Here is a 25,813-nt window from a genome sequence, read left to right on the forward strand (position 1 = left end):
ATCAGAACTTGTACGCGGCGCCGAGATAGAAGCGGCGGCCGGTATAACGCGATGAATAATAGCGAGCATTGGTGTCGTTCCCCAGATGCGAGCGCTCCGTCTCCTTGGTGAGGTTGATCACCGCGCCGGTGATCGTGAAGTTGTGGAACACTTCGAACGAGGCGTTGAGGTCGACCTGCTGATACGGATCGTCATAGACGTTCAGACCCGAGACCAGTCCCTGCACCCGCTCGCCGCGTCGATTGTACGATGCCCGCAACAGCACCGGACCCTTTTCGTAGAATATCGACGCATTCCACTGCGTCTTGGCGCTGCCGACCAGCGGCGAGGTGCCGATCTTCTTGCCGTCGAGCGATACGTCGGCGACCGACGTGTGATTGTAAGTGAAGTTCACCTGCGCACCGAGCCCGAACGACAGAGTGTGCTGCGCGTAGACTTCGACGCCTTCCGACACGGCGCTCGAGCCGTTCGCCTGGGTCGAATAGGACTGGACCAGCACGGTCTGCCCCTGCACTTCCTGGTTCAGGTCGAGCACCAGCGGCACGACGAAGTTCTTCACGTCCTTGCGGAAGGCGGCCACGCCGAGCACCGAACCCGGGTGGAAATACCATTCCGCGCCGATGTCATATGCCCAGGCGGAGAAGGGCGAGAGGTTGAAATTGCCGCCATCGCCCGACCAGCCGGCCCGTTCGCCGAACTGCGCGCGATCGAACGTATAGGCGTCCGAATGGAAGGTCAGCGAGCGTGCCGAACCGAGGTCGTTATAGGCGGGACGAGCCACGACCTTCGAAACCGCGGCACGGACCAGCAGGTTCGGCGTGACGTCCCATGAGATGTTGAAGCTCGGCAGAACGTTCGTATAGCTCTTCGACTCGCTGTTCGGGCTGTAGACGCGGACTTCGCGCTGGCTCTGCGGAATGACCTGGCAATTGCCGTCCGGGCCGATCGGCCGGTTGGGATCGAACGGGCCACCGGGACCGTCGACGCAATAATCATTCTCGAAATACAGCGTATCGGTCGAGGTGCCGGACTGTTTCGTGTTCACGACGCGCACGCCGACGTTGCCGCGGATCGGTCCCGACTTGAAGTTCAGCTGGGCATAGCCGGCCCAGATCTTCTCCTGGATCCGGTAGAGGTTCTGCGGCTGCGGGACCTTCACGGCGGGACCGTAGGTCGAATTGAGGTAGTTGAGGTAGCTGGCCATGTTGATCGCCGGATAGGACGACGCCGTGAACCCGCCGGGGATGTTGGTGATCGGATTGCTGTAGAAGAAGGACGGCTGCGCCACCGCGCCCTGCGGCGTGTCCTGGAAGCGCAGCAACGTCGCCGGATCGGCATACCAATCCTGCTCGCCGGTCGAGCGCTGGACGCGGCCGTCACGCCACTTGCCGCCGATCTGGATCGAGCTGATGAAGAAGTCGTCGAACGTGCGCGTCACGTCGATCTGGGCGTAGCGCTGCTCGATGCTGCTGTTGGTGTAGCCCGACCCGGTCGACCCCGTATCGACCTGAGCGATACCGGCCAGGAGGTTCTTCTGCACGTCGGGCGAGAAGGTCATACCGAGGTCGCCGCCACTGAAGTCCCAGCTGCTCAGGAAGTTGCCGTTCTGCGTGACGGTACCGGTCAGGCGAGGCTTCACCGCGACCTTCATCTGCTGCGACGGACCGCCGGTCGACTTGGTCTTGCCGACCGCGAACGATACGGCAAGGTGGCCGAGATTCCAGTCGCCGTGCAGGTCGTAGGTGTTCGAGATCTGCTTCTCGCGCTGATAGATGCCCGAAAGCTGCGGCGTTTCCATCGTACAGATCGGGGTGTTGGCCGAGCAGCCCTGGCCGGCCGGCGGTACCTCGAAGGTCGCCGATTGCATGACCGTACCGCTCTTGTCGAACTTCGCCCCGGTGAAGAAGTTGCCATAGCCCCATTCGGGGATCTTCAGGACGTTTTCCTCTTGCGTGCGGTTGAGCTGGAAGCGGAAATAATTGGCGGTCAGACGCAGATTGTCGAACGGCTTGATGTCGATCGTCGCCTGGATGCCGATGCGCTCGCGCTTGTCGGTGGTGATGTCCTCGTCGACCGACTGCGGCGCCCAATAGCCGTTATAATGCTGACCCGACCGCGTCGTGGGGGCCTTGTCCTCCGACCAATAAGTGATCGCGTCCTGGTTGGGGAGCACGTTGCCGTTAACGTCGGTCGCTTGCTTGCCGTTGCGGCCGCCGTCGGTCCACCATTGCCAGCTCTCGGTCGACCCTTCCATCTCGCGGTTGGTGCGCTTCTGCCAACTACCGCCGACCAACAAGCCGATCGTACCGGATTCGTTGCGCCACGAAATCTGGCCGGTCAGCTGCGGCTCGACCTTTTTGGTGACGTCCGCGTCGGTCCCCTCGGCCGAGACGAACCCCGACCAGGGCTTGAGATCGAGCGGACGCCGCGTGCGCAGGATGACGGTGCCGCCGACCCCACCTTCGTCAAGCCGCGCTTCGGGCGACTTGTACACTTCGACGCTGCCGATCATGCTCGACGGCAGCAGCAGGTAGTTGAACGACCGCGACGGATCGCCGCTATCGGTACCGGCGATGAAATTGCCGTTGAGCTCGGTCAGCGTCAGGTCGGAATTGAGGCCGCGAATGCTGACCCGCGAGCCCTCGCCGCCGTCGCGCGAAATGATGACACCCGGCACGCGCTGGAGCGCGTCGGCGACATTCTTGTCGGGGAATTTGCCGACATCCTCGGCAGTGATGACGTCGATAAAGGCATTGGCCTCGCGCTTGGTACGAAGACTGGCTTCGATCGATTGGCGGTAACCAGTGATGGTGATCTCACCAGCCGAGCCAGCGGCCTGAGGATCGCTTGCCTGGGGATCAGCGGGTTGCGCGTTCGCATCGGGCGTGGCGGGCGCGGTCTGCGCCTGCGCGATGCCGGAGAAACCGCCCGAGAAACCGATCGCCGCGCCGGCGGTCAGCATGAGATCGCGAATCAGTCTGGCCCGCGATCGAGTGCACACTGTCCCCTGGCACAGATCGATGTGACGAATGTTCATATGGATCTTCCCTCTCCTTGAGCGAGGGCGTTGGCGCCCTCCGTTTTTCTTTTCGTTCGGCACCGTGGCGCGGCGCGAAGTCCGACTGCCAACCTGGCGTGCCGCAATTCAGAATATAAAAAGCAATTTGTCAATTAAATTGTCCGGTGCGATTTTTTCCGCCCGGGCGCAACTCAACCCTCATTATCAGAACCAGATTTTATCGTTTTACTTCAGCGCAATAAGTCGGTTAAGGCAGCTCTCGCAGAGGAGCGGCGATCGTCGACAGCGCTTCGGGCGGCGCCTTGACGCGCGCACGATCATAGGTCAGCAGGCCGTTGATCTCGTCCTCGACATCGGTCGTCTGCGTATAGACCGAGGCGCTCAGCCCATCCTCGCGCGCGGCACGGATGACGCCCGCCATCTTGCGGCGGAACCGGGCGAGATAATCCTCCTCGCCGGTCGCGACCTGATAGCCCCAATTCTTCTTGCCCGGCCGCCAGATATGGCCCGCTATCGGCATGCCGATGCCGCCATATTCGCCGATCACGATCGCGCGAGCGGACTGGCGCGCCGGCGTATTGGGTACGTCTTCGTAGGTGTGGATGTCGAACACATCCGAGGCGCCGGGTGCGACGTCGAGCCAACCGCTATCGGCATCGACCAGCCGGCTGGGGTCCATTCCCTTGACGTATCGAGCCAGGGTGGCGGAATCATACTGTCCCCAACCCTCATTGTTGACCACCCACAGCACGATCGAGGGAAAGGCGCGCAGATCGCCGATCATTGCCGCGAGCTCGTTCTGATTCTCGGCCATAGCGTCCGACGAAAGCACCGCCTGGCTTTTGCTGGTGCCGGTGACGAACTGATCCTCGCCACCGCCCGACGGCATGTCCTGCCAGATCAGCATGCCGAGGTGATCGGCGTCGTAATAGTAACGCGCCGGCTCGACCTTGATATGCTTGCGCAGCATGTTGAAGCCGGCCTTCTTGAGGAAGACGAGGTCGCTCTTCATCGCTTCTTCGGACGGCGGAGTATAGAGGCCGTCGGGCCACCAGCCCTGGTCGAGCGTCCCGTTTTGGAAGAGCGGCTTGTTGTTGAGCAGGATCGCCGGCTGACCCGTGACCCGCCCCGGGCCGATCGAGATCTTGCGCATCGCGAAATAGGTATCGACCGTGTCGCGCGGCGCGCCGGCTACGCGCGCGGCGGCATAGGTCCGATCCTCTCCCGCGGTGAAGCGCGCGTCATAAGCCTTGCGATCGCGCTCGTCCTGGCCGGCATAGGGATCGGGGACCGTCACCAGCTCGGCCTTGAGGTCGTAGAGATGGGGATCGTCGGGCGACCACAAGCGCGCATTGGGAATGGCAAGCGTCGCGCGACGATTGGCGCGGATGATCGTCGATGCGATCACCTTGCCGCCCGCGCTCGCGGTCAGCTTTACCGCATCGGTGTCGTTTGCCCAGCCGCTCAGCGCGACGGCGACATCCACCACGCCCCGATCGATATTGGGCGTCGCCCGAACGTCCTCGATATGGAGTTTCGGCACCGGCTCGAGCCATACCGTTTGCCAGATCCCGCTGACCGCGGTGTACCAGATGCCAGACGGGTCGAGGATCTGCTTGCCGCGCGGCTGCGTGCCGGCGCTGGTCGGATCGGCGACTTGCACGACCAGTTCGTTCGCGCCGGGCTTGAGATAGTCGGTGATGTCGAAACCGAACGTGTCGAAGCCGCCCTTGTGCGACCCGACCACGGCGCCGTTGACCCAGATCGTCGCGGCAAAATCGACGGCGCCGAAATTGAGCATCACATGCTCGCCGGCCCAGTCCTGCGGCACCGTGAAGCTTCGCCGATACCAGATGCGATCGTCGGGCGTGACCTTACGCGCGACCCGAGACAGTTTCGATTCGACCGGATAGGGCACAAGGATCTGCCCATCCATCCGGGTCGGTTGCGGCGCCGCAGCCTTTGCGATCGCATAATCCCACAGGCCGTTGAGATTGAGCCAGCGCTCCCGCTTCAATTGCGGCCGGGGATAGCTGCGCCAGGCATTATCCGGGGTTACCTCCTTGCCCCATTTCGTCATCAGGTCGCTGGTATAGACTCCGTCGCTCGCCGGCACGGTCTGCGCTGCCGCACCGGCGGCGCTCATTGCCAGGATCGTCGACGCGATTGCTGCGATCAGCGTGCGCATGGCGTTTCTCCTCGGATGTCGGAGCCGGGTAGCGATCAAAAGTGAGCCCAGGGCGCGCGGGCTGGCGCAGCCCTGGGCTCTTGCCTCCGTCGAGGGGGGGAGGGGAAACGGAGGCAAAACGATAGGCGGTCAAGGCATCGGCGACATCGATGGGGGCGCGTCGGCCGGTGCCACGCCCCAAGTCTTGTTCGGCGTTGCTCCCATTGTCAGCACCAATTTGGCGCCGTTCTTGATGTCGTCATGGCTGAACCACGGCTTGGTCCACAGCCTGCCGTTGAGCGTTGCCGACTGGATATAGATGTTTGCGGCCGAGTTGTTCCTGGCTTCGATCTCCAACGTCTTGCCGTTGCCCATCTGAAGCTTGACGTCGTCGAAGATCGGGCTGCCGATGATGTAATTCTGGCTCGACGGATCGACCGGATAGAATCCCATCGCGCTCAGCACGTACCAGGACGATGTCGCGCCCTGATCGTCCATCCCGGGATAGCCGTAACCCGAAGCATCGCTGCCATACATTTCGGCGAGAATCCGGCGTGTCAGCGCCTGCGTCTTCCACGGCTGGCCGCCCCAATCGTAATAATAGGCCGCCTGCTGGTCGGGCTGATTGCCCTGGACATATTGACCGATCAGCCCGGTGCAATCGCGACAGATCCCCTTGGGATTGTAGGGCGTGGAAAAGAACCGGTCGAGTTTGGCGGTGAAGGCCTGGCGCCCACCGATCAGCTTGGCCAAGCCGCCGACATCGTGCGGCACCAGCCACAAGGTCGACCAGCCCGACGCTTCCTTCATCATGAAATTATAATAGGGCTCTCCCGGATCGAACGGCGAGATCCACTTGCCGTCGGCGGTCCGGCCACGAACGAAGCCGATCGATTTGTCGAACACGTTCGCATAATTATGCGCCCGTTTCAGGAACATGGCGTAATCGTCCATCTTCCCCAAGCGCTTGGCATATTGCGCCATCGCGAAATCGTCCCAGGCATATTCGAGCGTAGTGGCCGCGCCCGCCTTGCCGCCGGCATAAGGCGGGCTGGGATTGTGGTCCGGAATCTCGTCGGCGATCCAGCCGTTCTTGTCATATTCGGCGAGATAGTGGCGCGGACCAGCGGGGTCGGTCGCATTCTTGCGGAGATATTCGTACGCCGCCGGATAGTCGAACGGGATGCCGCGTTCCCACGCGCCGAGATACATGAACACCGCATTGTCGCCGTGGAACGACGTGTTCATGAAGCCCTGCTCGCGCGCCATGTCGAGTTCGGACTGCATGACGTCGCGCATCGTGTCCGGCTCCATCAATTCGAGCAGGACGATCTGGTTGCGGCCGGTATCCCAGAACGGCACCGGGCTGTACCGGTCATGCGTCGCGGTCTGCACCTTGCCGTTGGTGTTGGTGAACTTCTCTCCCTTGGCGGCGACCAGGCGCGGGCTGGCGAACGACTGGAACAAGGTCGAATAGAACAGCATCCGCTGCTTGGGCGTCCCGCCGGTCACCTGGACGCGATCGAGCAGCTTCGACCAGGCGCCACGCGCCGCGCCACGTACCCTATCGAAATCCCAGCCCGGCAATTCTTCCCGCAGGCGTTGCTCGGCCTGAGCATAGCTGGTGCCGTGCGCGATCTTCATCAGCACCGTCTCGCCCGCCTTGGTGCGGAAAGTGACGTAGCTGCCGGCGAAACTGCCCGAGATCCTGCGCTGATCGGGCTCGACCCTTTTCTCGCCGATGCCCCATCCCTTGGCGTCGCCGGCTGCCTTGCCGAACGTCCCCAGGCTGGTGAACGGTTTCGAGAATATGGCGACGAAATAGGCGCCGTCCGCGCCGCCGCTGTCCTTCGACACGCCCCGCACCATCTGGCTGTCGACGATCTCGATATCGCCGCCATGCTCGGGGAAGTTGATCAGCACGTTCGACCGGTCGCTTTGCGGGAACGTGAACCGCATCAGGCTCGCCCATTGCGTCGCGGTCAGTTCGGCCGTCGTCCGGAACGTGTCGAGATAGACCGAATAATAGCCTGGCGAGGCGATCTCGCGCGACTTATCGTAATAGGATTGTGAATAGGCCGGCGGCACCGACCAGTCGCCGACAACCGGCATGATGATCGGCTCCGCGCGGCCGCCATAGGAAGCGCCCCCGCCACCGGAGAATCCGATCATCGTCGGATTGGTGTAATAATAAGGAACCTGGACGCCGTTCGGATAGGACAGCGCGATATTGTTGTTGATCGGCGCTGCCTCGACCGAAGAGTGCGGCAGGCGCGCGCCCGGCGAGGTCTGGCCCGAATAAACGGGTTCGCCCGGCGGCGGCGCATTGCCGATCAAGTCGGGGCGATCGAGCGGCGCCGTGCCGACCAGGGGATTGACCTCATCAACCGGGGCTTTGTCGGGCGCCGTCTGCGCGCTGACGACCGCCGCCGCCGATAATGCGATCGACAGGCTTAGCGGCAGTAGCAACAGCCGGGCGCTGCGGCCCCGCACGTTCGTCCGTGGAAACGTTTGGCGGATACCCACGGCACTTCCTCTCAATCTCGGAGCTATTTTCTGCCCTCTGGCGACCACTCCATTGGCCTGCTTCCAATGGCGTCGAGCTGCACCGTCAATTAAATTAAGCATTTTGTCAATTGAATTAGCACAGACGAAAAACGCTGCAAATGGCGGGCGTTACCGGCCGACGAGGTTGGGACGGATCAGCGCCGTTTTTGCGCGCCGGCGGCTTAGCGCGCCGGCTGAATTGTCCGGCCGTTGACGTCACCAGTGGCCGGCACTTTCCACAAGGCGCCGGGCTTGGGCAGCAGGAAATGGCTGAACGGCAGGATCGCGGCACCGACCGCAGGCGCATCGTCCGACAAAGCGGCGCGCGCGACCGGGGCGATCACCGGCACGTTGGTCGCCTTTTCGCGCAACAGATCGTACGCCCGAGCCGCCAGGCGTTCGACGATCGCGCTCGGCAATCGCCCTCCGACCAGAACGACGCCGGGATTGATCAGGCAGTTCACCGCTTCGAGCGGGACATAGAGCTGCTCGGCAGCCTGGGCGATCCACCGGTCGACACACTTTTCCGCGGCGGGCGACATCTTCTCGACCCCCATGACATCCGCCAGACCAAGGCCGTCGCGCTCGAGCAGCCCGGCCAGCCCCGATAACGATACGAGATTCTGGATCTGGTCGCGCTGGCCGCTACCGGGCGCGTGCATGAAGCCCAGCTCCCCGCTGCGGCCATCGACGCCGCGGAAATAGGCGCCATCGATGACGAGACCGCCACCCAGCCCCGACGAGATCAGGATGTAGAAGAAAGTGCTGTGCTTCTGCCCCAGGCCGAGTTGCATTTCCCCCATCGCCGCGGCGGCGGCGTCATTTTCGACGAAGACCGGCAGCGAGAAGGGTTTGTCGAACAGATCGCTCATGTCGATCTTGTCCCACTTGGCATAAGCGGCGGGACGCCCAGGCAGATCGACCAGACCGAGGTCGTCGGGAACAGCCACGCCCAGGCCGACTAGGCTCGATTCCTTGACCCCCGCCGTTCGCATCATCTCCTTGATCGATCGCCGGTAGAGCGAGCGGACATGATCGGGCAGCGCGAAATTCACTTCCTCCGAGACGCGCGCCAGGGTCTCGCCGGCGAAATTCACCAGCACGATGGTGATATGGTCGCGGTCGATATTGACGCCGATCGAGTGGCAGGCATCGCGATTGATGACGAGTTTGGTCGGCGGCTGGCCACGCCCGCCGCGGCGCTGACCCGCCTCCTCGATCAAGCCATCGGCGAGCAGGCGCTTGGTGATATTGGCGATCGCCGGCGCGGTCAGCCCGGTGATCGCGGCGAGTTCCACCCGGGTCAGCAGGCCGTTGATGCGGATGGCATGGAGCGTGACGCGCTGATTGTGATCGGCGGCGCGCTCCAGATTGGTGCCGGAAAGCCTGAGGCGGGTGGTTGGCTGGGTCATCCGGACATCCCTATTGCCGGAGCGCGGCAAGCCCCTCTTCCCGTTTCAATCACGCGACGACAGGCCACCCCGAGCATAGCGCTACCACCTAGCGACCCCCAGTCGAGAACGCCAATGCGGAATATTCCCATAATGGTTTCAATTCGTGCCATTAAGCGGCCTTTTCCCGGGATTGGTTGATGGCATCGTCCATCGCCTCCAGCGCGACCCCGCGCGTCTCGGGGAAGAAGCGCCAGACGACGAGGAATTGCACGCCCATCGCGGCGGCGAAGAACCAGAAGGGTGCGGCCTGGGTGTAGCGCGCCACCACCGGGAAACCGAACGCGATCAGCGCATTCATTCCCCAATGCGTGGCGCTGCCCAGCGCCTGGCCGCGCGCGCGCACCGCGGTCGGGAAAATCTCCGAGAGGTAGACCCAGATCACCGCGCCCTGTGAAATCGCGAAGAACAGGATGAAGCCGATCAGCGCGGGGAGCAGCAGCGCCTGACCCTGCCCCGTAGAGTAGATCGCCGCTACCGCCGCCAGCGCGACCCCAGTGCCCGCGGCGCCGATCAGCAGCAGCGGTTTACGCCCAGCCCGGTCGATCGCCGTCATTCCGACAAAGGTCGCCAGCAGATTGGCCACGCCGATCGCGACCGATTGCAAGTCGGCCGATAGCCGATCGAACCCGGCGGCCGCGAAGATATCGCCGAGATAATAGAGGATCGCGTTGATCCCCGAGAGCTGATTGAACGCGGCGATGCCGATCGCAAGCAGGATCGGCTTGCGGTACACGGTCCAGCTGAGCCGCGCATCCGGCGCCTCTATTTGATCCCTGCGGAATTCGGCGATGATCGCCTGCGGGTCGCCCATGCCGAGCCGGGCAATCGCCGCCAACGCATCCTGATCGCGCCCGCGCTGCGCCAGCCAGCGCGGCGATGGCGGGATGCGGAGCAGCATGATCAGGAACAGCATGGCCGGAACGGCGGCGATACCGAGCTTCATTTGCCAGGCGAGATCGGTCGTCACCAGCCGGCCGACTACGAAGTTGCTGACATAGGCGACCAGGATGCCGATCACGACATTGAGCTGAAACAGTGCGACCAGGAATCCACGCCGCGCCGCCGGGCTCACCTCGGCGATATAGACCGGCGCGAGCACCGAGGAGCCGCCGATCGCCAGGCCGCCGAGGAACCTGAACGCGACGAACGTCGCCAGATTCCAGCTCATCGCCGAACCCACAGCGGAGACGATATAAGCGATCGCGATCCAGATCAGCACTGCCCGGCTGCCATATCGGTCGCCCGGTTTGCCCGCCGCGAGCGCGCCGACCAGCGTCCCGATCAATGCCGCCGATACCGCCGTGCCAAGCCCGATCGCGCTGAGGCCGAACACGCCGCGCAAAGCTCCGGTGACACCTGAGATAACCGCGGTATCGAAGCCGAACAGCAATCCGCCGAGGCTGGCGGTGCCCACCGCGTTCCAGTTGACGCGTTCCTTCGGCGTGCCCATCAAGCCCTCTCCAACCGCGCCCGAGCAGTCCGCTCCATTATTTATCTAATTGAAGTATTAATCGAGCCGGTCAAGCCGAGCGTCGATGGCCTACCTGCGATGGAAGATTTGGTAGGCGATTTGGGCCGCGAAACGTCCAGGATTTTACCCTTCCTTCCGGCTGGCCAATTTTCGATTTTGGCATTCATTGGTCTGACCAATATCGACAAAGGCTGCCGGAGCCGCTAGACCGCCGCCAGCGGACAATAGCGCGGACTGGGGAGAGGATCGTGAAGCGGATACCGCATCTGCGCTGGTGGATCGTGGCGCTGATCTGCCTCGGCACGATCGCCAATTATCTCGCGCGCAATTCGCTTGGCGTGCTCGCGCCCGAACTCAAGACGTCGATGTCGATCTCGACCGCGCAATATAGCTATGTCGTCATGGCGTTCCAGCTCGCCTACACCGTCATGCAGCCGATCGCCGGCTATATCATCGACCGGTTCGGGCTGCGTGCCGGGTTCGCGTTTTTCGGCGTCGCGTGGTCCGCCGCCAATATGCTCCACGCTCTGGCCGGCGGCTGGATCAGCCTCGCCTTCTTTCGCGGACTGCTCGGCCTGTCCGAGGCGGCGGCGATCCCGTCGGGCATGAAGGCGATCGCCGAATGGTTCCCGGCGCGCGAGCGCTCGATCGCGACGGGATGGTTCAACGCCGGAACCTCGCTCGGGGCATTGATCGCGCCGCCGCTCGTGGTCGCCGTCGCCTTGTGGGGCAATTGGCGATTGGCCTTCATCGTGACCGGCGCGGTCGGACTGATCTGGGCAGCCGCATGGTATGCCTTTTATCGCTCGCCGGCTGAACATCCCGCGATCACGCCGCGCGAGCAGGCGATGACCGCAGAGGATCGCCCGAAAACCCCTGCCCGAAAGGCGAGCGCGCGCGAAATCCTGTCCTCCGCGCGCTTTTGGGTGATCGCGGTGCCGCGCTTCCTGGCCGAACCAGCCTGGCAGACCTTCAGCTTTTGGATTCCGCTCTATCTCGCGACTGAGCGCCACATGGACTTGGCGCATATCGCGGCCTTCGCCTGGCTGCCCTTCCTGGCGGCGGACCTCGGCGGCGTGCTCGGCGGCTATCTTTCACCGTTCTTCATGAAGCGCTTTCACGTGAACCTGGTGCCGTCGCGCGTGCTGGGGATCAGCCTGGGCGCCGTATTGATGATCGCGCCCGGATGCATCGGGCTCGCTGTCAGTCCCTATGTCGCCATCGCCTTGTTCTGCATCGGCGGGTTCGCGCATCAGATGATCTCGGTGCTGATCAACACGCTGTCCGCGGACGTCTTCACGCCGGAGGAGGTCGGGACCGCCAACGGCTTTGTCGGCCAGGCGGGTTGGATCGGCGGGCTGCTGTTCACCTTCCTGATCGGGCAATATGCCGATCGCATCGGCTACGCACCTTTGTTCGCGGCGCTTGGCATATTCGACCTGATCGGGGCGGCCCTGCTGATCGCTTTTGTCCGCCGCTTGTCTCTCCCCCGAATGGAAGCCCGAACATGAGACGCGCCATATTGTCCGACCCGCCCCTGTTTGCGTTGACCGAACGAGCCCCGGGCCGGTTGACGTTGACCGCCGATACGGGCGCGGTCGCGCATCTGTTCGTGCTCGAGGAGGATATCGCGCGGCTGTTGCTCCTCGTCGACGGCAAGGTGACGAGCCCGCCAAGCTGGGCCATCGCGCCGGGCGCCGCCGATATTGCCGAGCCGGGGCGCGACCGTCTGGATGTGGGAGGGTTCACTTGCCCCGATTTCCGGCTGGAGCAAGGCGACGACCGGATCATTGTCGAAACCGCGCGGCTGCGCGTCACCGTCCGGCTCCACGGATTGCATTGCATCTGGGAACAGCGCGATGGCGACGCATGGCGGCTGATGGCGGCCGACCGCCCGACCCAGGCCTATGATTTCGGCTGGTGGGACGGCCGCGCGCACCATTATGTCACGCGACGGCCTGGCGATCGCTTCTACGGGCTCGGCGACAAAGGCGGCGACAATGATCGCGCCGGGCGGCGCTTCCGCCTGACCAATCTCGACGCGATGGGCTACGACGCCGAGACCAGCGATCCGCTCTACAAATCGATTCCCTATGTCCTGGTCGCCGATGCGGACGGCCGTTGCCACGGCGCCTTTTACGACACGAATGCCGACGCGCATTTCGACTTCGGGCGCGAGATGGACAATTACCACGGCTGGTACCGCCACATGGTGGCGGACGCCGGCGATGTGGATCTGTGGATGATCACCGGCCCCGATCCGCTGGCGGTGACCCGCCGTTTCACCTGGCTGACCGGCCGCCCGGCACTGATGCCGCGCTGGTCGCTCGGCTATTCGGGGTCGACGATGAGCTATACCGACGCCCCCGACGCCGCGGCGCAGATGGCGGGATTCCTCGACAAGCTCGCCGAGCACAATATCGGCTGCACCTCTTTCCATCTGTCGTCGGGCTACACGTCGATCGGCGAGAAGCGCTATGTGTTCAACTGGAACACCGACAAATTCCCCGATCCGGCCGCTTTCGTGGCCAGCTACGCGCAGGCCGGCGTCGAACTGGTGGCCAATATCAAACCGGCCTTGCTGCGCAGCCATCCGCGATATGACGAAGTCGCCGCCGATGGGTTGTTCGTCGGCTACGAGGACGGCACACCGGTTGAGGTGCAGTTCTGGGACGAAGTCGGCAGCCAGATCGACTTCACCAACCCGCGCGCTGCCCAATGGTGGCGCGACCAGGTCAAAACTGCCCTGCTCGACAAGGGGATGGTCGCGACCTGGAACGACAATAACGAATATGAGATCTGGGACGCGCGCGCACGGTTCGCCGGCTTCGGCCAGCCCCGCGCCGCCGCCGAAATGCGCCCGGTTCAGCCTTTGCTGATGACACGCGCGTCGCGGCTCGCCCAGGCCGAAGCGTTGCCTGATCGCCGCCCTTATGCCGTCACGCGATCGGGCATGGCCGGGCTGCAGCGTTATGCCCAGACCTGGAGCGGCGACAATCTGACCGAATGGAAGTCGCTGCGCTACAATGCGCGCCAGTCGATCGGGCTGGCGCTATCGGGCGTGTCGAACAGCGGGCACGACGTCGGTGGTTTCGCCGGGCCGGCGCCCTCGCCCGAACTGCTGATCCGCTGGGTGCAGGCGGGCGTGCTGATGCCGCGCTTCAGCATCCATAGCTGGAACGACGACCGCACCGTCAACGAGCCGTGGATGTATCCGGAAGCATTGCCCGCGATCCGCCGGCTGATGGCGCTGCGCCAGACGCTGATCCCGTTCTTCTACGATCTGCTGCACTCCTACCATGCGGACTACGAGCCGATGGTGCGACCGACTTGGCTCGACTTCGGCCATGACGCCGTCGCCTGGCAGGAGAATGACGAACATCTCCTCGGCCCGAACCTGCTGGTCGCGCCGGTGATGGAACAAGGCGCCGAGACGCGAACGTTACGCCCGCCCGCAGGCGTCGAATGGATCCACGTATGGAGCGGTGAGCGGATCACCGGCGGAACATCGGTCACACTCGACGCCCCGCTCGACGGATTGCCGCCGCTGTTGGCCCGCGCCGGATCGGCGATGCTGGTCGATCTCGCGCGCGGCGGATGGCGCCCGGAGCCCTATCGCCGCGGTGTCTGGCTGTTCCCACCACGCGATGGCGCCTTCAATTGGCAGGCGGTCGAGGATAGCGGCGATGGCAATGGACCGATCGATATCTGGCACCTCACCGGTCGGGCGGAACCCTCGCGGATCGTCGTTGATGTGCTCCGCGACGGCCCCGGTAGCTGGGGCGACACCAGTATCACCCTATTGCTGCCGCCCGAGGAGACTCGTCCGCTGGTCGTCAATGGCGGCGCAGGAAACGCGGTCGAGCATGATGGCCGCCGCGGCGTCACGCTGACCACCTAGGCCGTAATGGAATGGTTTGATACCCCACTATCACCCTCACCCTTGCGGCGCTTCGCGCCTCCCTCCCGTGTTGGGTCGGCCATGCCCCCGGCATGGCCTAAACAGCGCGGGGCGCTGTTTACCCAACACGCCCATTGGGAGAGGGAAGGGGCCCGCCGCCTCATGCGGTGGGAAGGGTGAGGGTGATCGGATCAGGTCAAATTCACTCGCTTCGGGAATTGGAAACCAGCGCCGCCCGAATCTCAGATCGCGACGCGGCGCGCCAGATCGGTGCGCTTGGCTTCCACCTCGGCGCGGGCACGTTCGAAGGCGTCGCTTTCGGTCGCCTTGAGCAAGCCCTCGATCACGCGCGCGAGATGGTCGCGCATGGCCTTGCGCGCCGCCTTGGGATTGCGCTCGCGCAATGCGGCGAGGATTGTCTGATGCTCGTCGATCCGCGGCACCACGCCGACGCTGCGCGCGCGTTCGAGCATGTGCTGGCATAGCGGCGAACGGGACCGCGCGTCCCACAAGGATTGGACCACGTCGACCACCGCAGAATTGCGCGTGGCGCGCGCGATCGTCAGATGGAATTCGCGGTCGGCATGTTCGCCGCTGACATGTTCGAGATTCTCGCGCTCCATCTCGACGATCAGGCGCTCCAGCGTCGCGATCTCCTCGTCGGTGATGGACACTGCCGCCAGCGCCGCCGCCTCGGCTTCGAACAGCCGCCGCGCCTCGGTCAGCTCGAACGCACCGATATCGAGGCCGATCATCAGCGTGTCGGACGGCGGGTTGTCGGCGACGAAGATGCCCGAGCCATGGCGAGAATGGACCATCCCGATAACCTCGAGCGCGATCATCGCCTCGCGAATGGTCGGACGGCTGACTTTATATTGTTCGGCCAGTTCGCGTTCGGACGGAATACGCTGTCCCGGCGTGAAATCGCCGCGCTGGATCGCGTCGGAAACCGCAGCCGCGACCTGCTGGTACAATTTGTGCCCATCGGGCTGGGTCGCGGTCGCCAGTTTCGCAACTGGCCTGATCAATCTTTGCGTCGGCATAGCTGAGCTGAGTATTACCAATAGTCGGCTGGTCGAGCAACACCGCCCTCAGGCTGCACATGGCGTAACGCACCTACTGTCAGACAATCTCTTGCATGTGGTCTGACCATTTGGTAGCTCACCCAATTAACGCGGGCAGGAGACCCGCCGCTCAGATCAAGGGAGAAGGAAAAATGCTTGGATTGCACACGTCCGTCGGTCGCGGCGCGCTAGCCCTTTCGCTCGCCTTCTGCGCGACGCCGGCGCTTGCGAGCGCAGATAAAGCGGCTGACCCCGCCCAAAGCACGCCGGACGCGGCGGCACCCCAGAGCAGCCCCGCTCCCACCAGCACGGAGTCGAACGAGCCGGTCCCGGGAGACATCATCATCACTGCCCAGAAACGGTCGGAAAACATCCAGAAGGTGCCGCTGGCCGTCTCGGTGGTCAGCGAAGCGCAGCTAAAGGCGTCCGGCGTCACCCAGTTCCAGGATCTGGGCAAGATCGCCCCGTCGCTGACGGTCCGCCCAGCCGAGCATCCGGTCAACGCCAACGTCTCGCTGCGTGGCGTCGGCACGTTCGCGTTCGGCATCGGCGTCGAGCCGAGCGTTGCGGTCCTGGTCGATGAAGTCCCCCTAGCCTTTCAGGCGCGCGCCTTTACCGATCTGCCCGATGTCGAGCGCATCGAAGTGCTGCGCGGCCCGCAGAGCACGCTCTACGGCAAGTCGGCCTCAGCCGGCCTGATCAACATCATCACGCGCCAGCCGACCGACACATTCCACGCGCGGTTCAACGTGATGGGCACGACCGACAGCGAATATGGCGGCAATTTCAGCCTGTCCGGCCCGATCAGCGACCAATTGGGCTATGTCGTGTCGGCGAGCTATTCGAACTGGGACGGCAATGTCCGCAACCTGTTCAACGGCAAGAAAGTGAATGGGCGCGAGGCATTCAACACCCGCGGCAAGCTGCGCTGGGAACCGGCGTCGAACGTCACCATCACGTTGTCGGGCAATTACCTCAACGGCAACACCACGGTCGGGCGTCCTTTCATCCGGATGGACCCGGCCGCGTTGCTCCGCGGTACGGCGGGCCAAACCCAGGCGGTGACGATGCCCGGCGTCACGATCAGCCCGGACAATCAGGACATCAGCAACAATTACAATTCGCGGACGAAATATGAAGGCGGCGGCGGGTCGCTGCGCGGAGAAGTGGGTCTGGGCGACCTCACGCTCGTGTCGATCACATCGTACGACAAGTTCCGGCTCGACGATTATCTCGACCATGACGACACGTCGTCGACCGCTCCGATCGGCAGCAACATCCAGGTCGGCCAGTTTCATTCGAAACTGTTTACCCAGGAAGTTCGCCTGCTCTCGTCCAGCGCCAAGCCGTTCCGCTATACGCTGGGGGCCTATTACGCGAACGTGAAGTTCGAACGCCCGTTCATGCGGGGCCCGGCCTTCTCCCTGGCCAATTGGTATGCGACGTCGAAATCGGAGCAGATCGCCGGCTTCGCGCAGATCGACTGGGAGATCGTTCCGCACCTCATCCTGACCGGTGGAGGACGCGTTCAGAATGAGAAGGTCTCCTATACCTTCCAGGACAACCGCGCGGCTCCCGGCGCGCAATTCTTCAGCGGCAGCGCGTCCGACACCGCGGGCACGTACCGGATCAGCGGGCGGTACGAATTCACCCCCGACCTGATGGCCTTCGCTACCTATTCGACCGGATACAAAGGACAGACCTACGATCTCACCACCGGTTTCAACCAGGCTCGTGCAAACGCGGGACCGATCAAGCCGGAACGCTCACGCGACAAGGAAATCGGCATCCGTGCGCAGGTGCTCGATCGCAGGGTGACGCTCAACCTCACCTATTTCGACACCAATTATAAGAACCTGCAGGCGCAGACGATCGAAACCTTGTCGGACGGGACAACCAATTTCCGCCTGACCAACGTCGGCGGTCTCAATACCAAGGGCGTCGAGTTCGACAGCGCGGCGCGGATCGGCCAAGACTTCAACCTGACGGCGTCGGTCGCCTATCTCGATGCCAAATACACATCCTACGCGAAGGCCCAATGCTATCCGTTGCAGACGCCATCTCAAGGATGCGTCGCTGCGGTGCCGGCCACGCCAACGACCCCGGCGCAGCCTGCCTATCAAGTGCTGACCGGAGCACGCGCGATCCAGGCGCCCAAATGGAAATTCTCCGTGGGAGCCGGTTATTCGCCGTCGCTGGGCGGCAATCTGAAGGGTGTGGCACAGGCCAACTGGCAATATCAGAGCAGCGTCTATTACGTCGCCGAAGATCCTCAGACGTTCCAGAAAGCCTATAGCATCGTCAACGTCGGTCTCGGCGTCCGCGACAAGGACCGCAAATGGGAAGTCGTCGCGTTCGTCAACAACCTGTTCGACGTCCAATATTACCCTGCGCTGGTCAACACGGCGGGCAATTTCGGCAGCAAGATCGCAACCCAGGCGCTGCTGCCGCGCGACTTCCGTCGCTATGGCGGTCTGCGGCTCGGCGTGAACTTCTGATGGCAAGGCGGGGCGCGCGCCGCCCCGTCGCTTCGAGTGGGCGTGGCATGATGGTTCGTTTTGCGCTGCCGATGGCGATGGCGGGGGCCGCGGCGCTGCTCGTGGCGGCAGACTCGCCGGGCCAGGACGTACCTGCGAGGCCGGACGTCGATGCTCCGGAACTCGCCGCGCTCGGCCCACATCCGGTAGGTGTCGCCGATGCCGAATTCGTCCAGCCCGGTCAGGCCGATCCGCTTGAGGGCAAGGAGCGGCCAGAGGTCGTCGACCGACGCCTGGCGCTCAAAATCTGGTATCCGGCCGCCGCACCGGGGAAAGGAACGATCTATCACTCGGCATTGCCGGGCGAGAACGGAAAGGCTGTGTCCTTCTCCGTCTCCGGCATCGCATCGCCCGGCGCGGCTGCCGCCTGGGGCAAGTTCCCGCTCGTCATCCTCGCCCACGGCTACAGCAACACGCCGGTGGTGCTGTCCTGGCTCGGCGAGAACCTTGCCAGCAAGGGCTATGTCGTCGTCGCGCCGGACTTTCGCGATCCACCAATCACCATCCGTACCGCCGCGGCGGCGGCCGGACCGCTCGCCCGGCGGCCGCTCGATATCGCCTTCGTCGCCGCCGAGGCGCAGCGCCGCGCCCGCGCGGGGCTGGGGCCGCTCGCGACCGCCGATGCCGATCGGACGGTGCTGATCGGCTATTCGATGGGCGGCTATGGCGTGCTCACCGCCGCCGGCGCGCCGCTCGACCCAGGCCTGGCCGGCGCAACACGCAATGTGCTTGCCCCCTATGTCGCCAACGGATCCAAGGCGGGAGAGCTCAAGGTTGCCGGGCTGAAAGCGGTGGTGGCGATATCGCCGCCCATGGCGCTTCGCGGCACCAATATGTGGGCTGCCCCCGGCGTCGCCGCGATCCGCGCGCCGACCTTGTTCATCGTCGGCAGCCAGGACCATGTCGTCGGCTACGATCCCGGCGTACGGACCTTGTTCGCGCAAGAGGTCCACGCGCCGCGCTATCTGCTGACGTTTCGCGAGGCAGCGCACAGCATCGCGCTGATCGGTGCGCCGCCCGAGATGCGCGGATCCTTCTGGGACATGGATTGGTTCGAGGACGCCGTATGGCGCAAGGACCGGCTGATGGCGATCGAGACACATTTCATCACCGCCTTCCTCGATCGCCACGTCAAGGACGATGCCGCCAAAGCAGCCTATATCGACGGGCTGACACCCAATTCCAACGACGGAACCTGGCCAGGCGCGCCGCCCGGGCGTTATTCGGGATACAGCCCCGGACCGCCCGCCGCGACTTTGTGGAGGGGCTTTCAGCCCAACAAGGCATCGGGAATGTCGTTCGAATTCAGGCCGGCCGAATAATCGACCCGCAAACATCACCATTCAGGAGCAGTTAGCGAAGATGTTCATGACTCAGACGATGCGCTGGTTCGGGCCCGACGACCCCGTGTCGCTCAGGGATATCCGTCAGGCCGGCGCGAGCGAAGTCGTGACCGCGCTGCACGAAATACCCAATGGAGCAATCTGGCCGTGCGACGCGATTGCCGCGCGCAAGCGGATGATCGAGGAAGCGGGGCTCGGCTGGACCGTGGTCGAGAGCCTTTCCGTACATGAGGAGATCAAGACCCGCGGACGCGATTGGGATCGGTTGATCGAGCAATATCGCGAGAGCCTGCGCAACCTGGCGGCCAGCGGGATCGGCGTGGTCACCTATAATTTCATGCCGGTGCTCGATTGGACCCGGACCGATCTGGCCTGGCCGATGCCTGATGGTGCAATGGCCCTGAGGTTCGAGCTCGAATCGGTCGCGGCGTACGATCTCCATATCCTGCGACGTCCCGGCGCCGAACGGGATTATGCACCCGACATGGTCGAGGCAGCCGCGCGCCGTTTCCGGGCGATGGACGAGAGCATACGCGCCACCTTGGCGCAGACGATCATCGCGGGACTGCCGGGAAGCGAAGAGAGCTTCACCGCGACCGAATTTCTGGCGGCGATCCATAACTATGCCGATATCGGCCCCGACCAGCTGCACGAAAATCACGTCGCCTTTCTCCAAGCGGTCTGCCCCGTCGCCGACGAATTGGGCATCCGGCTCGTCGTCCATCCGGACGACCCGCCCTTTCCCATCTTCGGCCTGCCGCGCGTGGTCAGCACCGAGGCGGACGTCGCCGATCTCTTTGCTCGCGTGCCGAACCGGTCGAACGGGCTTTGCTTTTGCGCCGGATCGTTCGGCGTGCGGCCCGACAACGACCTGCCCGGCATGGTCGAGCGGCTGGGCGACCGTATCGGCTTTCTCCATCTGCGGTCGGTGCAGCGAGAGACCAACGGCGCGTTTCACGAGGCAGCACATCTCGAAGGCGATGCCAACATGACCGCGATCGTCGGCGCGGTGCACGCGCTGCAGCGCCGGACCGGGCGTTCGATCCCGATGCGTCCCGACCACGGCCACCAGATGCTCGACGACCTGACCAAGCGGACCAACCCGGGCTACTCGCTGCTCGGACGCATGCGCGGACTGGCCGAGCTTCGCGGGCTCGAGCGGGGCATCGCGTTCGCGCGCGGCAACGACAAGACAACAAACTGAAAACGGGAGAGCGGAACGTGCAGATGGCAAGGATAATCCGGCGCCTGATCGCCGCGGCGATGGTCTGTGCCGCGCCGGCGATGGCGCAGCAGGTGGCGCCTCCCCCGACGCTGCCGCTGGCGACGGTTAAGACCAGCCCGCTGCTCGTCTCGGCCGACATGCGCGACGGGCTCGATCTGTCGGGGCCATGGCATTATTCGATCGATCCGTTCCGCGCCGGCCTTGCCGGTTTTCACGGCGAAATGCCCGGCGACAGCCAGCTGCGCTATCTCGACCTCGACGTCGCCAAGGCGATGAAGGACGACAATCGCGCGATGTACGAGTTCGACATGGCGCGCTCGCCCGTCACTACCCTGCCCTCGTCCTGGCTGACCGAAGCGCCCGACCTTCGCTATTATCAGGGACTGATGTGGTACCAGCGCACGTTCGCCGCGCCGGCGAACCACAAGGGCCGCTATTTCCTGCGCTTCGGCGCGGCCAATTATGCGACTTTCGTCTATCTCAACGGCAAGGCGATCGGCCGCCACGAAGGCGGCTTCACTCCCTTCGCGTTCGAAGTGACGAACCTGCTACGCGACGGCGACAATCAGATCACCGTCGGGGTGGATTCGCAGGCGACCGAAGCGACCGTGCCGCCGCCGGTCACCGATTGGGAGAATTATGGCGGGATCACCCGGCCGGTTCGGCTGATCGCGACGCCCGATACCTATGTCGACGATGCCTGGGTGCGCCTGACCCGCGACGGCAAGATCGCTGTCGATGCCCATCTCGACGGAGCGCAGGCGGCCAATCACGCCATTCGGCTGAAGATCGCGGGACTAGGCCTCGACCTCGCCGGCACCACCGATGCCAAGGGCGACTGGCGCGCGACGGTCGCCGCGCCCCGCGCTTTGATCCGCTGGTCGCCGGAACAGCCCAAACTCTATGACGTCTCGATCAGCTCGGGCGACGACCAATGGCGCGACCGGATCGGCTTCCGCACGATCGAGGTGCGCGGCCCCGACGTGCTGCTCAACGGCAAGCCCCTCTTCCTGCGCGGCATCTCGCTGCACGAGGAGGAACTCGGCACCGACCCGACCCGCGCGATGACACCCGCCGCCGCGCGCGCGCTGCTCAGCGAGATCAAGGACGGGCTGCACGGAAATTACGTCCGCCTCGCCCATTATCCGCATTCCGAGGTGATGACCCGGCTGGCCGACGAGATGGGCATCATCGTGTGGAGCGAAGTGCCGGTCTATTGGCGCGTCGCGTGGAGCAATCCCGATACGCTGGCGACCGCGCGCAACATGGTCGCGGAGAACATCATTCGCGACCGCAACCGCGCCTCGATCGCGATTTGGAGCGTTGCCAACGAAACCCCGGTGACCGATGCGCGCAACACGTTCCTGCGCACACTGGTCAGCGACGTGCGCAAGCTCGACGACACGCGGCTGGTCAGCGCCGCGTTGCTCACAGAGCGCTCCCAAGGTCCGGACGGCAAACCGGTCATCGCCATGGCCGACCCACTCGCCGACGCCTTGGATGTGGTCGCGATCAACACCTATTTCGGCTGGTACACGCCTGACCGGCTGGACGACCTGGCCAGCTTCTCGTTCCGCGTTCCCGCCAACAAGCCGCTGATCTTTTCCGAATTCGGCGCCGACGCCAAGGCGGGATTCCATGATCCGCGCGCGCTGCCGGAAAAATTCTCCGAGGAATATCAGGCGGAGTTCTACCGCAAGACTTTGGGCATGGTCGATCGCATTCCGACATTGCGCGGCATGTCGCCGTGGATCCTGAAGGACTTCCGCTCACCGCGACGGCAGAATCCGGAGTTCCAGCAGGGCTGGAACCGCAAGGGCCTGATCTCCGAAACGGGTCAGCGCAAACAGGCGTTTGCCGTGCTGGCGGGTTATTATGAAGGCAAGGAACGCTGAGTGCGACGCGGCGATCGGTCGTGCCGCGCAAGGGAGCGCCGGCGATCGTCGCGTCAGCCTAGCGCGGCGACGAAAGCGCGGGCATTGGCACCAACCTCCGCCGCCGTCAGGCCCGGTTTGTAGAGCGCCGAGCCGAGACCGAAGCCCGCCGCGCCCGCCTGGCGCCAAGGGGCCATACCTTCAGGCACGATGCCGCCTACCGGCAGCACGCGCAGCTCGCTCGGCAGGATCGCCCGCATCGCCTTGAGCACCGCCGGACTGGCGGCTTCGGCCGGAAACAGCTTGAGCGCCGTCGCGCCGGCATCGAGGGCGGCGAGCGCCTCGCTCGGCGTGGCGATACCGGGTAGCGACACCAGGCCGGCTGCCGCACTCGCTCGAATCACGTCGACATTGGTGTTGGGCGAGATCACCATCCGCCCGCCGGCGTCGCGCATCGCCGCGACTTGGCCGACGGTCAGCACGGTGCCGGCGCCGATCATCGCCCGGTCTCCCAGCGCGTCGACCAAGCGGGCGACGCTGTCGAGCGGATCGGGGGAGTTCATCGGCACCTCGATCAGCGTGAAGCCGGCCGCGACCAGTTCCTCGCCAATCCCGACGACTTCATCAGGCCGCACGCCACGCAGGATGGCGATCAGCGGACAGGAAGCGAAAGCGGCGTCGAAAGCGGCAAGCGAAGTCACGAGAGAGAAGCTCCTATCCGGGAAATACCGGCGACGAACGCCGTGTGGCTGTCGATAATCATCGCGGCCCGTCCGTTGACCTCGATCGCTTCGGCGTAGAGGCCACCAAGCACCGGGTCGGCCAGAATATAGGCGGTCTCGAACGGATTTTCCGCAACGCGCGCGGCGACGTCCGCGCCGATGATCAGACCGCTGGCGAAGGAAGCGGCGTCGGCGTCGTCGCGCAGGCCGAGCAGTTTCGCCGCGCGGATGCCGAAGAGCGACGCGGTCAAATCGCGCTTTGCGCCTTCGCGAACACCATCGCGGAAAGCGTCGCCCGGCACGACATCGGCGGTCAACTGCGCCGACAGGATGCCATGAGCACGGACCAGAGCGAACAATTCGCCGGTCATCGCCGTGGTGAAGCGCGCGATGCGCGATCCCGCCATCTCGACCCATTTGCAATGCGTGCCGGGCTGGACGAGCAACGCGTCCGAAGGCGCCAGTTCGGCCGCGACGGCGCCCAGCAATTGCACTTCCTCCCCACGCATGACGTCGCCGCGCGTGCCGTCGCTGAACGACACGCCCGGGACGATCGCGGTGCGCTCGTCGATGCGCAGCAGGTTCCGGCTGAGGTCGTCGAGGCCGGCAGGTGCCGGAACGTACGGCGCCTCGCGCCAGCCGATCGTCGACCCCACCATACCCGCCATCAGCACCGGCAGGTCGCCGAACCGCGCACGGATTGCCTCCAGCTCGCCGGCAAAGTCGCTCACCGCGGTGACGCCGAGTGCATCGCGCTCCGTCGCCACCACGGCGCCGTCCTCGATCCGATAGACGCGCCGGTTGGTCGTACCCCAGTCGATGGCCAGGAATGGATGCGCGCTCATGCCCTCACCACCACGTCGCGTAGAGCACGGTCAGGATCAGCACGATCAGTCCCGCCGCGACGTTGAACCCGGCTGTCGTTCGGAACGAAACACCGCGCATCGTGATCAGGTTGCTCTCCGCGCGGACGGGGCGGAGCAGCGACACCATCACCGCCAGCGCCAGCGAAACGAAAAAGACGATCGACATGCGGTTGATGAACGGCACCGCATTGAGCACCGCCGAGCCACCCCAGGCCGCGGGAAACCAGAAGACGAAGCTCACCACGACGGAGGCGATCGCGCCTACGAGCGCGCCCATCTCGGTCGCGCGCGGCCAGAAAAGGCCGAGCAGGAAGATCACCGTGATGCCCGGAGTCACGAACCCGGAGAATTCCTGGATATATTGAAACGCCTGATCCAGGCTGCCGAGCAACGGACGCGCCGTCGCCATCGCGATGACGATCGCCAGGGCCGCGGCGATCCGGCCGACCAGCACCAGATGTTTCTCATGCTCGATCGACCCGGCATCGTCCTCTGCGCGCGTCTGGACGCCTTTCCTCTTGGCGTAGATGTCCAGCGTGAAGATCGTCGCGATCGAATTGATCTTGGATGCGGTCGAGGCGATGATCGCCGCGATCAGCGCCGCGAAGACCAGCCCGAGCAACCCGGTCGGCAGCAGCCGCATCATCGTCGGATAAGCCTGATCGGGCTTGGTCAGCCCAGGCGCCAGCACCACGGCGGCAATCCCCGGCAACACGATGATCACCGGCATCAACAGCTTCAGGAAACCCGCGAACACCACGCCGCGCTGTGCTTCCGACAGGCTCTTCGCCGCCAGCGCGCGCTGGATGATATATTGGTTGAAGCCCCAATAGCTGAGGTTCGCGATCCACATTCCGCCGACCAGCACGGCGATGCCCGGCAGATCCTTGTAATGCGGATTGTCGGGCGACAGGATCATGTCGAAATGGTCGGGCACGCGCCGCGTCAGCTCGGCGAAACCGGCTATGACCCCGGCATCGCCGCCAATCTTGCCGAGCGTCAGATAAGCGATCACCAGTCCGCCAAGCACGAGCAACGTGACCTGGACGATATCGGTGAGGGCGACCGCCTTCAGTCCGCCGCGCAGCTGATAGAGCAAGGCGAAGGCCCCGAGCCCGATCAGCGCGACATCCTGGTTGATGCCGGTCACTTGCGTCACCGCGATCGATCCCAGCCAGATAATCGAGGTCAGGTTCACGAACACGTAGAGGATCAGCCAGAACACCGCCATCACGGTCCGGATCGTCGGCCCAAACCGCTGCTCGAGAAACTGCGGCATCGTGTAGATCTTGTTGGCGAGGAAGATCGGCAGGAACCATTTGCCGACGATCAGCAAGGTCGCTGCCGCCATCCATTCGTAGGACGCGATGGCGAGGCCGATGGCATAGCCCGATCCTGACATACCGACGATCTGCTCGGCCGAGATGTTCGCCGCGATCAGCGATGCGCCGATCGCCCACCAGGGAAGATTCTTGGACGCCAGGAAATAGTCCGAAGAGTCCTTGGTATGTCCTGCCTTCTCACGGCTGACCCACTGGGCGAGCCCGAAGATACAGATGAAATAGATCAGGACGACCGCGATATCGATGGTGGCGAGTTGCATGCTTTCCCTTTCCCCTCCGG

At 64.1% G+C, this 25,813-nt stretch carries 15 protein-coding genes; 6 read left to right on the top strand and 9 right to left on the bottom strand.

Features of this window, described 5'->3' with window-relative positions; genetic code table 11:
• Position 1 precedes the first annotated feature (1 nt).
• From Q0L25_RS03710 to Q0L25_RS03730, 5 genes are all read right to left on the bottom strand, one after another.
• Entirely contained in the window at positions 2–3,037 is a 3,036-nt protein-coding gene (locus tag Q0L25_RS03710; protein WP_296611672.1) for a TonB-dependent receptor, read from the bottom strand.
• Between the two features lie 229 nt (positions 3,038–3,266).
• Positions 3,267–5,207, bottom strand: a complete 1,941-nt coding sequence (locus Q0L25_RS03715) for a glycoside hydrolase family 2 protein (RefSeq protein WP_296611674.1) — start codon at positions 5,205–5,207, stop codon at positions 3,267–3,269.
• Between the two features lie 129 nt (positions 5,208–5,336).
• Entirely contained in the window at positions 5,337–7,679 is a 2,343-nt protein-coding gene (locus Q0L25_RS03720) for a GH92 family glycosyl hydrolase (RefSeq protein WP_296611675.1), read from the bottom strand.
• A 236-nt stretch (positions 7,680–7,915) separates the two neighbouring features.
• Positions 7,916–9,145, bottom strand: a complete 1,230-nt coding sequence (locus Q0L25_RS03725; RefSeq protein ID WP_296611677.1) for an ROK family transcriptional regulator — start codon at positions 9,143–9,145, stop codon at positions 7,916–7,918.
• Positions 9,146–9,296: 151 nt separating this feature from the next.
• A complete protein-coding gene (locus Q0L25_RS03730) occupies positions 9,297–10,637 on the bottom strand; it encodes a sugar porter family MFS transporter (protein ID WP_296611679.1) in 1,341 nt (446 codons plus the stop codon).
• Between the two features lie 269 nt (positions 10,638–10,906).
• Between Q0L25_RS03730 and Q0L25_RS03735 the strand changes: the two genes are divergently transcribed.
• Entirely contained in the window at positions 10,907–12,169 is a 1,263-nt protein-coding gene (locus Q0L25_RS03735; protein WP_296611680.1) for an MFS transporter, read from the top strand.
• Between the two features lie 65 nt (positions 12,170–12,234).
• Complete coding sequence (locus Q0L25_RS03740; RefSeq protein WP_296611683.1) at positions 12,235–14,559, top strand: TIM-barrel domain-containing protein; 2,325 nt, start codon at positions 12,235–12,237, stop codon at positions 14,557–14,559.
• 242 nt (positions 14,560–14,801) lie between these two features.
• Here Q0L25_RS03740 and Q0L25_RS03745 read toward each other — a convergent pair whose 3' ends face one another.
• Positions 14,802–15,587, bottom strand: coding sequence for a FadR/GntR family transcriptional regulator (locus tag Q0L25_RS03745; protein WP_296611686.1), 786 nt, complete (start codon positions 15,585–15,587; stop codon positions 14,802–14,804).
• A gap of 188 nt (positions 15,588–15,775) precedes the next feature.
• Here Q0L25_RS03745 and Q0L25_RS03750 point away from each other — a divergent pair, with 188 nt between their 5' ends.
• Genes Q0L25_RS03750 through Q0L25_RS03765 form a run of 4 tightly spaced genes read left to right on the top strand, consistent with a single transcriptional unit; the run spans position 15,776 to position 22,623 of the window.
• Positions 15,776–18,121 carry a TonB-dependent receptor gene (locus Q0L25_RS03750; protein WP_296611688.1) on the top strand — a complete coding sequence of 782 codons (2,346 nt, stop codon included), beginning with the start codon at positions 15,776–15,778 and terminating at the stop codon, positions 18,119–18,121.
• Positions 18,122–18,168: 47 nt separating this feature from the next.
• Positions 18,169–19,482 carry an alpha/beta fold hydrolase gene (locus tag Q0L25_RS03755; protein WP_296611690.1) on the top strand — a complete coding sequence of 438 codons (1,314 nt, stop codon included), beginning with the start codon at positions 18,169–18,171 and terminating at the stop codon, positions 19,480–19,482.
• 40 nt (positions 19,483–19,522) lie between these two features.
• Positions 19,523–20,707, top strand: a complete 1,185-nt coding sequence (gene uxuA / locus Q0L25_RS03760) for a mannonate dehydratase (RefSeq protein WP_296611691.1) — start codon at positions 19,523–19,525, stop codon at positions 20,705–20,707.
• Positions 20,708–20,730: 23 nt separating this feature from the next.
• Positions 20,731–22,623 carry a glycoside hydrolase family 2 protein gene (locus Q0L25_RS03765; RefSeq protein ID WP_296611693.1) on the top strand — a complete coding sequence of 631 codons (1,893 nt, stop codon included), beginning with the start codon at positions 20,731–20,733 and terminating at the stop codon, positions 22,621–22,623.
• 53 nt (positions 22,624–22,676) lie between these two features.
• On the opposite strand, the gene Q0L25_RS03770 is transcribed toward Q0L25_RS03765, so the two are convergent.
• From Q0L25_RS03770 to Q0L25_RS03780, 3 genes are read right to left on the bottom strand one after another with little or no spacing between them, the layout of a single operon-like run.
• The gene (locus tag Q0L25_RS03770) at positions 22,677–23,303 is read right to left on the bottom strand and encodes a 2-dehydro-3-deoxy-6-phosphogalactonate aldolase (protein ID WP_296611695.1); all 627 of its coding nucleotides are present in this window, start codon (positions 23,301–23,303) and stop codon (positions 22,677–22,679) included.
• The gene (locus tag Q0L25_RS03775; protein WP_296611697.1) at positions 23,300–24,169 is read right to left on the bottom strand and encodes a 2-dehydro-3-deoxygalactonokinase; all 870 of its coding nucleotides are present in this window, start codon (positions 24,167–24,169) and stop codon (positions 23,300–23,302) included. The genes Q0L25_RS03770 and Q0L25_RS03775 overlap by 4 nt, the downstream gene beginning before the upstream one ends.
• A gap of 4 nt (positions 24,170–24,173) precedes the next feature.
• Positions 24,174–25,793 (bottom strand): sodium/sugar symporter, encoded by a 1,620-nt coding sequence (locus Q0L25_RS03780; RefSeq protein ID WP_296611699.1) that lies wholly within the window; start codon positions 25,791–25,793, stop codon positions 24,174–24,176.
• Positions 25,794–25,813: the final 20 nt, after the last annotated feature.

It is taken from the genome of Sphingomonas sp. (assembly GCF_024508665.1).
Taxonomy (GTDB): domain Bacteria; phylum Pseudomonadota; class Alphaproteobacteria; order Sphingomonadales; family Sphingomonadaceae; genus Sphingomonas.

Bases quoted from the DNA above. Each gene is read 5' to 3' on its own strand.
- Q0L25_RS03710 (WP_296611672.1), bottom strand. From the start codon at position 3,037: ATGAACATTCGTCACATCGATCTGTGCCAGGGGACAGTGTGCACTCGA.
- Q0L25_RS03715 (WP_296611674.1), bottom strand. From the start codon at position 5,207: ATGCGCACGCTGATCGCAGCAATCGCGTCGACGATCCTGGCAATGAGC.
- Q0L25_RS03725 (WP_296611677.1), bottom strand. From the start codon at position 9,145: ATGACCCAGCCAACCACCCGCCTCAGGCTTTCCGGCACCAATCTGGAG.
- Q0L25_RS03730 (WP_296611679.1), bottom strand. From the start codon at position 10,637: ATGGGCACGCCGAAGGAACGCGTCAACTGGAACGCGGTGGGCACCGCC.
- Q0L25_RS03750 (WP_296611688.1), top strand. From the start codon at position 15,776: ATGCTTGGATTGCACACGTCCGTCGGTCGCGGCGCGCTAGCCCTTTCG.
- Q0L25_RS03755 (WP_296611690.1), top strand. From the start codon at position 18,169: ATGATGGTTCGTTTTGCGCTGCCGATGGCGATGGCGGGGGCCGCGGCG.
- uxuA (WP_296611691.1), top strand. From the start codon at position 19,523: ATGTTCATGACTCAGACGATGCGCTGGTTCGGGCCCGACGACCCCGTG.
- Q0L25_RS03765 (WP_296611693.1), top strand. From the start codon at position 20,731: ATGGCAAGGATAATCCGGCGCCTGATCGCCGCGGCGATGGTCTGTGCC.
- Q0L25_RS03775 (WP_296611697.1), bottom strand. From the start codon at position 24,169: ATGAGCGCGCATCCATTCCTGGCCATCGACTGGGGTACGACCAACCGG.
- Q0L25_RS03780 (WP_296611699.1), bottom strand. From the start codon at position 25,793: ATGCAACTCGCCACCATCGATATCGCGGTCGTCCTGATCTATTTCATC.